Here is a 14,297-nt window from a genome sequence, read left to right as displayed (position 1 = left end):
ATCTTTGTTTTTTAACCTAAACATTGGGCTTCTACTATGTTTTTGTACGTTTTATTAAAACTTTCGGAGGCTAGTGACAAAGAATGTAATAACACCGCCAGGAACTTACCCTCTTTAACTATGTCCTTTATCAGACAGTTGCAAAATAGACAAATTTCAGGAGGATGTCATTTTTATTAAACGGGTAAAATAATTGATAAAAAAAACTCCCGGCTGAAAATATCAACCGGGAGTTTTTTGTGCCCAGAACAAGACTCGAACTTGCACGCTCTAGAACGAGCATTGGCCCCTCAAGCCAACGTGTCTACCAATTTCACCATCTGGGCTGGTATTAATTCCAACATCTATCATTGCTGATTGTTTCTGTAGAACTTTTCTACATTTGAGTTACGTTCCGTTAAAACTCTTTATAAATCAACTCCATCAGCACTTCTCCCCGGCAAAAACGATTATTAAAAGTAGAGCTAAAACCTCTACTCCAACTATATTAAGGCCGTTATTTACCAACAGACCTATTTTCGTAAATGCTGTGCAAAATTAAAAAAAATAAGCTTGTTTGTATAAGAATGAAAGGAATTTTTGAGACTAAAAATGACTAAGTAAAGAAGTTAGTATGTACCAAATAATTACAGACATTTACTTTGTAGCCTCAGCTATAAAAGCTTTTCTGGAAGCTTGGCGATCATTAACAACCTGATAAAATGAATCCACAATTTTGATACACTCTTGCCTTGCATTTAAGTCAAGGGGCTCAAAGCTTAAAATTGTATTTACTAATTCTTCTTTTATATCCTGATAATGGGCCATTGCACTTGAAAGTGTTTCCATCGGCACTTTTTTTCCTTTATAGCGATTCTCCAATAATTCACGCCCCATATATACGTGCATATAACATGCATCAACAAATTCTGACATATCGAAATCGTATGGAACAGCAACTGGTGGTGCATGCCTATCGCTCCTAAATAAAGCTACATTGTGCAATTTGGGAACAGACCAGTCTGTGTTACCAATCATGTAATTGAATAATGCCAATGAAACAATATTTTCTTCAACTAACTGAGATTGTTTTAGATTAGCCATCTCAACTTCTTCAAGTCCAACCCGCTCGGCCATTTGCTCAACTGATTCAACGAAAAATGCATATTTTGTTAAGACATCACCACAAGTAACGTCAACATAATTGGCCTTAACTAACCTAACACGCAGACTTTTATCACTAACTTCGTTATACATCTTATAAACAAGGTATTCTCGCAACATGGTCTGCTGCATAGTTTCACTGGTATCTCTGCAATGCGTAACTAGTTTAAGTTTTTTCTGTCCCTCAAAAGGTGTATTAATTACATTTCGAGTTTTAAATTTAAAACGTAGAGGAGGAAAATCACAATTCTCTGATTTTAATCGGAAATTACCACGTGTTTTTATGCTTGCCAAAACAGCTATATCATCGCTGCCATCTTTAACAATTACTTTGGCTGGGTGGTAGTCATTTTTAGTTCTATCTCTATCTTCTTTCAGGCTTGAAAAATCGGCTTCAACAGTAATTTCAATAATATCTTCCTGCTCAAAAAAACTAATAGCACTTTGCTTAATTCGCTGCTTTGTGGCCGCATCTAACTCCAGAGAGTTAGCCAATATCGAATTAGCAATAAATAAGCCTAATAGAAAAAACGACAATCTCATCATTACAAATAATTTAAACAACCATAGATAGTTGCATGTCCTCTTTAGCTACTAATTTCTCAACGTGTCTTAAGCGAGGCTTAAAACGATTGTATTTGACTTTGTTATTAAGTGCAATTGTTCCTAAACAATACTTACTTATTGATAATGGAAGTACGCCTTGTTTTTTAAGAGAACGTGCAAATGCCGAATAAACATCCTCTTTATCTCTCTTAATTTCAACAATTGCACAATTGCCAAGTGAGTAATTGCATTGTTTACTGTTATTAAATCGAATATTTAAATCTATTGTAATTCGCTCACATGCTTTCTTATTAACAAGCGTAATTCTGTTAAAATTGGTTGTAAGTTTAGACTCAAGCTCATTAGCCGTATAGGGCGTACAATCATGAACAATACACTCCAGGCCTTTAGCGATTGGATATGTAAATTCATTGATTCTTAATCGCTCTTTTATAGTTCTATTTTTAATCTTTTCCTTTACTTCAATAAATTTATCACCAGTTTCTTCATACTGTCGATAACGTACTTTGTAACGATGATTCTTGCCGTTATGGTGCTCTTTATACATCGCTAAATCATCTGTATCAAAATAGATGGTACTATACGATAAACTAACCTTATCGTTAACCATCAAAACCTCATAATCATTAATGTGCTCAGACAATACATCAAGCACAACTGAAGGAGACGTAATATATTTGGTATCGACCCTATTCAACAGCTTAGCACGATTCATATCTTTTAAAGATACTGTATCGAAAAAATTAACTAACTGTAATAAATCTTTCATCGTTCAGGCTAATATATTTAACTAAATATCCTCTTTATTTTTTTTTGCAAAAGACTTAAAATTGAAGCTCCTGTTAAATGACCGATATCATGTTTTACCGTAACCACTAAAAATTAACAGCCATTTAATGCCATAAAACAAATTAAAATTCACTATACACTGTATTCCTGACACTTAACCCTCCTTACAATTATTCAAAAACAATTATAAAAATTGTTAATACCAATAAATTTTAGCTCCTGGCACAAACAGCGACTTTCAAATTATAAGTTTATCCCTAACATTTTAAGGCTTGCGCTGACACACATTAACCAACAACCAAACCAAACAACACTAAACACTCTCTCTGTGCACATTAGCTATAAATAGAGATTTCTAAAACCGTTCATATCCGAACAAAACCTTACTAATTGCGAACACCTATACAACTATTAATAAAATATTCGCCCTAGAATTAAACCTTCTTAATAATTCCTCGTATGACATTAATTAAACGCCCAAAACTTAATAATTAATGGCACTTTTTGCATCTAGTAAATATCCAAAAACGGCTAAATACGAAGCCGACCAAAAGAAATTGATTGCCGACTCTGCTCGCTTTACCTCTTATTTAGGTTCTGATGAACTTAAGCGCGTAAAGGAATTAGAGATACTTATTAACTCGAGTGATTTTAAGAAGAAAGTTGACAAACTTAAGAATGAGAAATTTAAGGATACAACTGAGTATAGGCAACTTAAAAAATTTCAAGAACAAAAAAAATCAAGCGAGTTTAAAAAGTATTTTAAATTTCAAGCATCTGGGATGCCTGAAAGGCTAAAGCAAATTGAAAACTCGCCTAAAAGAGATGAACTATCGCAATTAAGTGAACTTATTCGAAGTAGCGAATTCCTAAGTGAGAAGAAACAAAAGGGATTTAAAAAAACAGAATCGTATAAGAAACTTAAGCAATTCAAGACTTTAAGCAAAGATGCTGACATCAAACTATATAACAAACAGATTAAATCAGCAGCTTATAAGAACTTTCTGAATATACATGATTCAGAAAGGCTAAAAACCTATCATGGTTTGGAACAAGAAGTAACATCAGAAAAATTCATCGAATTTAAAAACTGGATGGAAGACAAAAAGAAGTTCCACAAATCAGAAGAGTATAGTTTAATACAGGAATACAATAATCTATTAAAATCACCAGATTACATTTGGTATGTAAAAACAGAGAAGAACAACTCATTTGATTTAATTAATAAGTGGGAGCTTTGTTTTGAAGATGAATTTAATAGCAACCAATTGGATAAAAACAAGTGGATTACCGGCTACTATTGGGGTAAAGCACTCCTAAACAAAACCTATGTTCTTGAAAATGAAAAGCAATTTTTCAATGACAACAACATTAGCATTGATGGTAGCGGCGCTAGCATTAACACTAAAAATGAAGAAACTAAAGGATTAGTGTGGGATACCCAACGTGGTTTTATGCCAAAAGACTTTAAATATACATCTGGTATTATCAGCACTGGTCAAAGCCATCGACAACTGTATGGCAAAATTGAAGCCAAGGTTAAAATACAGCACTCACGACCAGTCTCAAGTGCATTTTGGATGGTGGGTGAAAGCATGGCTCCTCAAATAGATATATTCAGATTTGAATCAAAAAATGCCAAAACTTTTAAATCAGGCCTTCAGTTACTCAATGGCAAAGGAGTTGAACTACATTCAAAAGATATAAAAGGAGCTAATTTTGAAAGTGATTACTTTGTTTACTCTATGGAGTGGTCAAAAAACAAAATCATATGGTACATCAATGGTGTTAAAGTTAACGAGCAAAACAACAACATACCCAATCAGCCAATGTACTTGGTTTTTAGTTCACACATTACCCAAGAAATTGACACTTTAAAATCACCAGCTAGCATTAATGTCAAATGGGTTAAATGTTATCAGAAAAAGAAATAAGAAAGTCAACTATCAATACTAAAAAGGGGATTTCGCTAATGTGCAAAATCCCCTTTTTTCTTTAGAAATTCTCTTCTTATTCTGCAGGCAAAGAAAAGCGACTCCAGTAGTCTGCATTTTGCTCTTTGTCTGTGTAAAAAGTTTTATCAATTTCCTTATCGTAAGCCTGATAATCATACACAATCCAATCAATTGATATATCAGTCGTTGAATTTTTACCTTCGTATTTAATTTTACTTAAAGCATATTTATCGTTGGCTGTTTTTCTGTAATTACTAACCACTTTGCAGGTATACTCCTCTGCCCCTTCTGCATCACGATAAACATCACGCCCTGTTTCATAAAATCCTTTTGAGGTAAATTTAATTTCGCTGGTAACTACCGAAAAATCTTTTTGACGAAGCACAATCGTACCTTTATACTTTATACAATAGGCATCTCCGGTATTAGCCATTGTTGGCTTATCTAACTTGTAATTTATCACCCATACCGAATCATCTTCAACAACTTTTTCTTCAGCAAGTTCGAGGTGGTAATCGTTTACAAAATCAACATCTAAAACATTACCTCTCTGCCTTACAATATCAAAAGCTAATACATCATCAGCCATTAACACACCTTTTTTTATGGGTGTAGATTCATAGTTACGACGTACCTCTTTCACTTGAAACCCTCTGCTTTCAAATGCCATTGCTAAAGAGCGATTACCATATCCTTTTGCATCGGCAAAGCTTATCACAGCTTCCGTTTTGTTTTCATTCACATCCTGACTCAGATACACATTAGCCGCATAAGCCGGCTCATAGGAATCAGCAATAATATTGCCAGCTGTTTTCAGTATACCATACAAGCGTTTTGAGTCTGCCTTAACATCTACCACTTGAATGCCATAAGTTTGAGCAAAGAGTTTGATTGATTCACCATTGAGTACATTTAATTCATCAACAGTAAACTCTTTAGGCTGATAGCCAACAGCTGATATCTGAACTTTATAGTTTATAAAACTCTCGCCAACGGTCAATTCATAGTACCCGTCAAAATCGGAGGCCGTACCCATATAAGTTCCAACTACACCAATATTAGCAAACTCAACCGGATTATTTGTCTCGGCATCTACCACGCGACCTTTTATGATAATGTTTTGTGCTAAAAGCCCATTGGTAATCATCAATAAAAAAAGTAACATTATACTACTCGTTATCCTTTTCATATGCATATTATAAGTTTTAGTTTCGAGTCTATTTTATTTCTAGCTGTTAATATACCATTTTTCTTTCGCTTGCGAGTCTAAACAATAATCGTTCCTAAATTGTATTTCATCCAGGAATCCCATCCCCATATCAGGGACTAAAATAATTTAGGCACAGAATTTGCAAATCACCCGCTTGGTATTTTTTGATTATGTTTTCGAAGAATGATTTTTTATTGTGAAGAATAAATCTGTTCTTTTAAGGTATATTTAAGCTCAAATACCAGATTTAAATAATGAAACTACATAAAAACTATGAAATATGACTAAAGTATTATTTGTTTTAACAGCACTCGTCCTTACATTGAGTAGCTGCGTGGTATCAAAAAAGAAATATGACGCACTTTTACTTGAAAACAGCCATTTAGAAGACAACCTTGATAAGAAAACAGCCGAAAGCGAAAAACTACAGGTTAACCTCGAGCAAGCAATTTCCGATTACGAAACCATGAGAAATGATTATGGAAAAAGCAATGCTCTTAAAACGGATGAGATATCGGATTTGATGATAATGGTTACTCAACTGAAAGAGGAAAGCGAAAACTTAAGCGCTAAGTTAGATGAAACAGTAGGTCAGTTTAAAGCGAAGGAAGCCGATTCTTATCTGGCCAATGAAGAATTAAGCCAGACCATGCGAACTGTTAACATTCTAAAGCGCGATACGGCTAGTTTAAACTACTCTCTTCAATTGGCTAAGCAACGTAATAAAATGTTGCAAGATGAATTGAGAGCTTCTCAGGAAAAAGCCAGTGCAAGTGGTATTAAACGCGTTGAAATACAGAAACAGCTGGATACTCAATCGGCTCAATTAAAAGATATGGAGCGCCAGTTGGTTAAAAGCCAACAAAACATGTCGGAAGTATCAAAAGCATTTGTTGAACTAAGAAAACAACTATTAAAAGCGAAAAGCAGTAACAAACCAATCGATCCTAACAAGAGTAAAGAGGTTGATAAAGTAGCTAAACTATTAGGACATTACTAATAGTTAGACAATAACATAAGGCTATTTCTTTACAGAGCGTAAGTATTGAAAAGACGCATACCTGCATAAGAAGATAATGCTATAAACACACTGGGCTGTTCGAGAATTTCGAGCAGCCTTTTTAATTTGGGAAATACATATAACTTAAAATGGCGATGGTAACAACCATGTAAATAATGGTTAAAGGAAGGCCGATTTTGAAAAAATCCTTGAAGTTATAACCACCTGGCCCGTATACCATCAAATTGGTTTGATACCCAATAGGTGTTAAAAAGTTTGCCGCTGCAGCAAATGACACAACCAATACAAAAGGCATTGGATCGAGCGGTAGGTTTTTAGCAGCCGTTATGGCGATAGGAAACATGATTGCCACCGCCGCTTTATTTGTAATATACGCAGCCAATATGGTTGTTATTAAATATATACCAACCAAGAGTGAAACCCGACCAAAAGGTAAGAACACCTGAATAACGGTATTGGCAATCATATCAGCCACACCGGTCTTTATCATTGCAGTTCCTAAGGCCAATGAGAGGGCAATAATAACCCCAAGGTTATAATCAATACTCTTCGGTAAATCTTTAGATGAAACCACTTTTAAGATATTAATCATTGCCAAAACAATGAGCAGACCGATAAATAAGGGCACCAATTTTACAGCTGCCAAAAATATGGCTAAAAGCGTTCCTCCAAAAAGAGCCCATATCTTATATTTTTCTGGCTTTCGTAATTCCTTTACCCTTGAAATCACATAAAAATCAATTTCATTCTCGATATGACTGGTAAAATTATCTCCTGCTAACAATAGTAAAACATCACCCGCCTTTAATTTAACATCATCTATACCTCCTCTTATTCGCTCACCATTACGATGAATGGCCAATAAGGCAGAATCATAATTACCCCGAAAATAAATGTCTTTAACCTGTTTTGTAATAAGTGAACTATTGTGCGAAATAACAATTTCGACAATTTGCGATCGCTTAAGTTTGGACATCATGCCAACGGATGGCACTGTTAAATCACTGACATCAGATAATAATCCGGCAATATTATTATGGTCTCCTGCCAAACGTAAGACATCGCCTTCGCTCAAAACAAAATTCCCTTCTCTAATCTGGAAAATCTCCTTACCGCGACAAATTTCAACGACCAATAAACCATATTTACCTTTGAAATCCACATCCTTTACCACCTTACCAATCAAGCCTGAATTGCTTCGAATCTCCGCTTCAACCAGATACTTTCTTTCGGAGTCACTGAAATCTTCTAATGCTGAAGCACGACTTGGTAATAACCTAAAGCTAAAGAAATACAAATACAAAAAACCAATAACCAACATTGGCAGGCCTACCCATACAAAATCAAACATTTCAAGCGGTGCCATATCCGGAATAATGTCCTGATCGATAACCATACCACTTACAATTAAGTTTGTGGAGGTTCCAATAAGTGTTACGCACCCGCCCAAAATAGCAGCATAAGAAAGTGGTATTAATAATTTTGATGACGAAATATTATTACGTCGACTCCATTGATGCACATATGGCATCATTACTGCAACAAGGGGTGTATTATTTAAAAAGGCCGAAAAACCACCAACCCACAGCATCATACGTGCTAAAAACCCTCTATACGTAGATGATGTTGGAAATATACGCGAAAAAAATATTTCAATAACGGAAGTCTGCCTGATGGCATCGCCCAGAAGCAGAAGCATAATAATAACGGCAATCTGCTCATTTGCAAAGCCCTGTAATATCTCAGCAGGCGTCAATATCTTAAAGATTCCCAGCACCATAACAGCAATAAAGAATGTAAACGCAGCCCCCATCCACTCGCGATAAAGCGACAGAAGAATAAAAGCAATAACTACGAAAACAATAATTACGTCAATACCTGGCATCTGATAAGGGTCAAATATTTATGCTACTTTTGCCACTCAATAGCTGATAATGGCATTGTAACAAAAGTATAAATTTATACTTAATTTACTATTGAGAGCCGGTATTTAGCTTAACAAAATTCAATGAACGACACTTCAAACAGAACAATTGAACTACTTTCTCCTGCCAAGGATATAAATTGTGGGATGGCTGCTATCAACCATGGTGCTGATGCTGTTTATATAGGTGGACCTGGCTTTGGCGCCCGAAAGAATGCCGGAAACACACTGGCCGACATTGAAACATTGATAAAGTATGCTCATCTGTTTGGAGTTAAAATATATGTTACCCTCAACACCCTGCTGTTTGAGCATGAATTGGATGCTGCCAACAAGTTAATCCACGACGTTTATAATATTGGGGCCGATGCCATCATTATTCAGGACATGGGCCTATTGGAAACCAACCTCCCACCTATCCCTATCCATGCAAGTACGCAAACCGACAACCGAACTGCCGATAAAGTAAAGTTTTTAGAAAATGTCGGATTTGAACAAGTGGTGCTGGCACGAGAACTTTCACTCGAACAAATTAAAGACATCAGAGAAGTAACTACAGTACCGTTGGAGTATTTTATACACGGTGCACTGTGCGTATGCTACAGTGGGCAATGCTATATGAGTGCAGCCATAAATAACAGAAGCGCCAATCGTGGCGAGTGCGCTCAACCATGTCGCCTCAAATACAGTTTAAAAGATAAAAACGGTGCATCTATCTACAAAGATAAACACCTGCTTTCGTTGAAAGATCTCAATCTAACTTCACATATTGAAGCCTTGATTGATGCTGGTATTTCATCATTTAAGATCGAAGGCCGATTAAAAGATGTGGATTATGTGGCCAATGTTACAGCTCATTATCGTCAGGTTATTGATAAGATACTTAGCAGAAAACCAGAATACACGCGAGCATCATCAGGTTATTCAAAAGCCAGCTTTGAGCCCAACACCAATAAAAGCTTTAACAGAAGCTTTACATCATATTTTGTGAATGGTCGCGAAAAAGGCATTTGGTCCATCGATTCGCCTAAAAGTATTGGCGAGAAAATCGGTACAGTGAAACGCATCGCGAAAGATCATTTCACATTAAACAGTTCAGTAAAAATATCAAATGGCGATGGCTTATCATTTTTCACTAAACACAAGGAACTAAGCGGCACCAAAGTCAATAAGGTAGAGGGCGACAAAATATATCCTACCAATCTAAAAGGTATCCATCAGGGTTTAACTCTATACCGAAACTATGATAAAGCCTTTTCAGATGCTGTGAATAAGAATAGTACGTCAAGAAAAATTGCAGTTGATATTGATTTCACAGAACGCGAGAATGAGTTTGTTCTTTCAATTGTTGACACAGATCAACTAAAAACAAGCATCACGTGTTCGCTTTCACCCTCTTCTGCTAATAATCCGGAACGTGCTTTAGCTCAAATACAGACTCAGATCAGTAAGCTTGGAAGTACAATTTTTCACCCTGAAAATGTGAACATTAGCCTCAGCAATGATTGGTTCTTTCAGGCCAAAGAACTGAATAATGCCCGAAGACTACTTATTGAACAACATGAGCTTAAGCGACAGAATCATTTTAAGTCTGAGAAGAGTTACTTTGAGCCAAATTCATTTCCTTTCCCAAAGGATGAATTAAATTTCACGGCTAATATCGTTAATAAAAAAGCTCAGCAGTTTTACGAACGTCATGGTGTGAAAAAAAGCGACTGGGGCTTTGAAAAAGATGCAACTATTAAAAATGCTGAATTAATGCGCACAAAGCATTGCTTGCTCTACATGAACAATCAGTGTTTAAAAGATTATCCGGAAGCCAGAAAATTATTACCACTTACCTTATACAACAAAAAAGACAGCTACCAACTTGAATTCGATTGCAAGAATTGCGAGATGATAGTTAAAAAGGCACATTAAATAATGTATGCGCTGGCATTTATAGGTGGCTCCGGCTATTACAAAGTGCAACCCGCTGCCTTCAACTATCAATCCGCAACACTCAACTACCAACCCGTCAGGTTAATCGGCCAACCCGTCAGGTAGATTGTACAATCCGTTATCGTTAAAGCTCAATCCGTAAACCGTTTGGCTTAAGCGTTCAATCAATTTGTACAATCCGCAACACGCCTTCTATAATCCGTCAAGTCCCGAGATTAATCCGCAGCTGATTTTGTACGAATTGCTCTTTTCTTTGCTTCATTCGTCAACTTTTTTCTTCATTCTACAATCACAACTCTGCATCCGCACACAACGCATCACCAAAGTGTCAAGTTTGTATTCCAAGGCTTTCAATTCGCGGGTGAATGGTATAAAAAACCGGTCAGCATATGCCAACCGGTATTAAAATATTGTCTTTTAGTTGTTACAGGTTCAGGTTCAGCTGTATTCCGGCTTTAACCCATCGCCCTGGTTGTGCAACATTACCTAAGTCATAATACTCTTTGTCGAATACATTATTAGCATCAACAAATAGCTTGTATTTCGAGGCTGTCCATTGCAGGCGCAAGTCGGTTAGCCAGAAAGGTTCGTAATCTGTAGGAATTTCATCTCCTGTATCAAGTATATATCTATTATATTGACCTTCCCTAGCCTGATACAAAGTATTAACAGACAATCCCAACCTGTTAATTAAACTCAGATGCAAAGCAGCATTAAACTTGTGCTTTAAGTAATCTTCTACATAATACGATTCGTAATTTTCAGGCATGGTCTTATCCTGATCGATGTGTGCATAACCGATTTCAATGCTCTTAAAGGGTGTTTGTCCTAATAATTCATCAAGATTCACTCGCCCTTGTAACTGAAAGCCCAGCGAGTTGACATCAGATAGGTTACGTGTCGAATATTCGTCAACGCCAGGCAAACGCCCCCAATCAATCAGATTCTCCCCTTCTCGGTAATACACACTTGCCCGCCCGTTAAACCAGTTGTTGACAGCCTTTAATCCAGCTTCATAAGTCACGGCCTCTTCCGGTTTCAAATTAGGATTTCCAATGTTAGTTGGTCCATCGTAAAATAAATCAGTAAAGGTTGGCATGCGTAGTGTTTTGTTCACACTTCCAAAAAGCTTCACATTATCAGTCATCCAGTAACTCACATCAGCACCCGGAAAGAAATCTACTCCCAATTCTAGTCCTGTATTGTAATTCATTAGCAAACCGGCAGAAATTGAGAATCGCTCATAAGTATACACATGCTCAAGAAAGGTTGACACATTGGTTCGCTGGTACGATTTGGTAAACTGTGCATCTTCACCAGGTACGTCAATTGGCTTATCCATAGCATATCCCAGTACATTACTCCACACATTCTCGCTACGCACTTCGCCACCAACTGATGTTTTACCAATCGATGAAGGGATAATAGCATTAAAACTACCACCATAAACATCGGTCAGGTGATAATTATGAGTGGTATACCACGATGCCGGGTTCTCTCTAAACAACTCAAATCTGTCCTGATGACGACGCCAATACAAGACAGGTGTAATTTTCACCTTATTACCGGCAGTAAGTTTGATAGATGCAAAAGTGGTTTTATTTTGCTCGAACTGATTCGGATATGCAGGCGTGTAGAACGCATTTGCACCAAACTCCTTATCATTATGTCCTAATTGGAAATCAAGCTTTTCTTGACCAAAATCCATCTGCCCCTGATAGAAAACACTGTGATTTTTGAAGTCGGTATTGTCGATATACCCATCACTTGAGGCAATATTGGCCGCTACGTAGTTTTTTAGTTTTCCTGTTTTAACAGTTGCATTGGCTGATGCATTATATAATCCATACTGTCCGCCAAGCACGTTAACCGTTAGGTTATCTTGATTTTTAGTGCCTGTAACAAAATTAATTGCTCCGCTAAATGCACCCGGACCATAGACGCGAGCTCCCGGCCCCTCTAAAATTTCAACACGTTCAATACTTTGAATATCAACCGGAAGGTTTAAACTCAAATGACCAGTTTGCGGATCGCTTACATTGACGCCATTAAATAAAATCATCACCTGATCAAATGAGCCGCCGCGTATGCTAACATCAGCCTGAATACCGAGAGGCCCACGCTGGCGCACATCAACATTCATGGCATACTTTAGCAGGTCCTGAACGCTATAAACCGGCAGTGCTTCTATCTCCTTTCGCGGAATAACATGCAGTACTCGCCCCACCTCAGAGTAAACCGAGCTTGTTCTTCGGGCAGATACCTCGACCTCTTCAAGATTTATTTTTTTACTTATCGAAGCAGTATCAGTTTGTGCCAAAGTTTGCTGATAACCAAAAACACTTAAATAAACGGCTGCCAACGCACCAATTTTCACTACTTTTTGAATGCTATTAAAAACAGCATAATTCTCTCCATTCCAATGCTTAAAGCACAAATTGTTTTTTTTAAATAAATTAATTGTCTTCATACTATAAATTAAAAATTTAAATGAGCCGCAAAGGTATAAGAATTAACAGTCGCTTAACGATTCAAAGCCCTTTTAGAACAAACTTTTTGAAGATTTTTAAAGCAGTGCTATTTTATGTAATTTAGCCACTATAATATTGTGAAAAATGAACATTATCGCTCGGCTATTTTTATACATAAAGTGCTTGAGCAATTAAATAATAGAACCTTAACATGATGCGTTTTCTACTTTTAGTTTTAATTGGACTGACTACTCATAGTATATGTAATGCACAATACTACAACAATAATGAAGAAACAATTGAACTCATCAATGGTGAACCATTTGTAAAAGAGTTTAATGCCGCCAACATTAACGAATTACATCTTACAAACAAGCACGGCTTTATCAACCTGACATCTTGGGATAAAGAAATAATTCAAATTGAAGTGATTGTAAATGTTGAAACCACGGTTAAATACGATGAAGAAGAATTCTTAAAGTTAGTTTCATTTGATCACCGAAGCTATTCGCACCAGCTGCATTACAAAACGGTTTTCTCTGATGATTTTTTCTCTAACAATCCGTTTACAATTAACTACACTGTTAAAGTTCCTGCACGCATAAGTTTGAATATCAAAAATTCAATTGGCGATGTTAAAGTTGAAAATATCGAAGGAACAGTTAAGCTAAATCACAGTTACGGCAACCTGGAACTAAGAAATTTGGCTAACGATAAAGAACACGTATTTGAACTATCTTTTATTGAAGGTTTAATTGACAATTTTGGTAAAGCCAAAGTCAATCTCGCCAATTCAACGCTAAACATGAATAAAGGCCTTAAGGTTGAAGGCAAAACAAACTATTGCATGGCGAGCTTTACTGATATAGCATCAACCAAGCTTCAATCATTCACCGATCGCTTAACTATTACCAATGCCGATAGCATTTCTTTAAAAGGAACACAGTTTATTGGTAAGTTAGATCAGGTACAAACATATCTCTTTTGCGAAATTGACAAAGGCCAGTTATTAGTCAATGCTTCTGAAAACATTAAGAACATTACCATTTCCAATAATCGAGTAAATACAACCCTCGTCATTCCACATACTGTTTCCTATTTAATTAACGGTGAAGTTTTCAAGGGTGAGTTCACGCACCCTTCGCCTCAAAATTTGCAACTTTTTAAAGAGGATGACAATGTAACTTTTTCTGGTTCCATAGGTAATGATAATGAACAATCAACAAACATCATCTTGTTTAATAAAGATGCATCAATAACGATAAAAAACTAACGA

The 14,297-nt window shown here is 36.4% G+C and carries 9 protein-coding genes and 1 tRNA gene; 4 read left to right on the top strand and 6 right to left on the bottom strand.

Annotation, left to right across the window (positions count from 1 at the left end; translation table 11 throughout):
* Positions 1 to 240: 240 nt before the first annotated feature.
* From JIV24_RS17870 to JIV24_RS17860, 3 genes are all read right to left on the bottom strand, one after another.
* Positions 241 to 326, bottom strand: a tRNA-Leu gene (locus JIV24_RS17870).
* A gap of 310 nt (positions 327 to 636) precedes the next feature.
* Complete coding sequence (locus JIV24_RS17865; RefSeq protein ID WP_200466442.1) at positions 637 to 1,689, bottom strand: CotH family protein; 1,053 nt, start codon at positions 1,687 to 1,689, stop codon at positions 637 to 639.
* Positions 1,690 to 1,699: 10 nt separating this feature from the next.
* Positions 1,700 to 2,479 (bottom strand): polyphosphate polymerase domain-containing protein, encoded by a 780-nt coding sequence (locus tag JIV24_RS17860; RefSeq protein WP_200466441.1) that lies wholly within the window; start codon positions 2,477 to 2,479, stop codon positions 1,700 to 1,702.
* Positions 2,480 to 2,993: 514 nt separating this feature from the next.
* On the opposite strand from JIV24_RS17860, the gene JIV24_RS17855 reads away from it, so the two are divergent.
* Complete coding sequence (locus tag JIV24_RS17855) at positions 2,994 to 4,433, top strand: glycoside hydrolase family 16 protein (protein ID WP_200466440.1); 1,440 nt, start codon at positions 2,994 to 2,996, stop codon at positions 4,431 to 4,433.
* A gap of 76 nt (positions 4,434 to 4,509) precedes the next feature.
* Here JIV24_RS17855 and JIV24_RS17850 read toward each other — a convergent pair whose 3' ends face one another.
* Entirely contained in the window at positions 4,510 to 5,643 is a 1,134-nt protein-coding gene (locus JIV24_RS17850) for a carboxypeptidase-like regulatory domain-containing protein (protein ID WP_200466439.1), read from the bottom strand.
* Positions 5,644 to 5,944: 301 nt separating this feature from the next.
* Between JIV24_RS17850 and JIV24_RS17845 the strand changes: the two genes are divergently transcribed.
* A complete protein-coding gene (locus JIV24_RS17845) occupies positions 5,945 to 6,664 on the top strand; it encodes a hypothetical protein (protein WP_200466438.1) in 720 nt (239 codons plus the stop codon).
* A gap of 121 nt (positions 6,665 to 6,785) precedes the next feature.
* Here JIV24_RS17845 and JIV24_RS17840 read toward each other — a convergent pair whose 3' ends face one another.
* Positions 6,786 to 8,570, bottom strand: a complete 1,785-nt coding sequence (locus JIV24_RS17840) for an SLC13 family permease (RefSeq protein WP_200466437.1) — start codon at positions 8,568 to 8,570, stop codon at positions 6,786 to 6,788.
* A gap of 123 nt (positions 8,571 to 8,693) precedes the next feature.
* On the opposite strand from JIV24_RS17840, the gene JIV24_RS17835 reads away from it, so the two are divergent.
* Positions 8,694 to 10,529, top strand: a complete 1,836-nt coding sequence (locus tag JIV24_RS17835) for a peptidase U32 family protein (RefSeq protein WP_200466436.1) — start codon at positions 8,694 to 8,696, stop codon at positions 10,527 to 10,529.
* A 445-nt stretch (positions 10,530 to 10,974) separates the two neighbouring features.
* Here the strand turns inward: JIV24_RS17835 and JIV24_RS17830 are convergent, their stop codons facing one another.
* Positions 10,975 to 13,020: a TonB-dependent receptor gene (locus JIV24_RS17830; protein WP_200466435.1), complete on the bottom strand. Its 2,046-nt coding sequence runs from the start codon at positions 13,018 to 13,020 to the stop codon at positions 10,975 to 10,977.
* Between the two features lie 212 nt (positions 13,021 to 13,232).
* Here JIV24_RS17830 and JIV24_RS17825 point away from each other — a divergent pair, with 212 nt between their 5' ends.
* Positions 13,233 to 14,294: a hypothetical protein gene (locus JIV24_RS17825; protein ID WP_200466434.1), complete on the top strand. Its 1,062-nt coding sequence runs from the start codon at positions 13,233 to 13,235 to the stop codon at positions 14,292 to 14,294.
* The last annotated feature ends 3 nt before the right edge of the window (positions 14,295 to 14,297 follow it).

It is taken from the genome of Carboxylicivirga marina, assembly GCF_016612505.1.
Lineage (GTDB): Bacteria > Bacteroidota > Bacteroidia > Bacteroidales > Marinilabiliaceae > Carboxylicivirga > Carboxylicivirga marina.
This window is presented reverse-complemented; position numbering and strand designations above follow the sequence as displayed.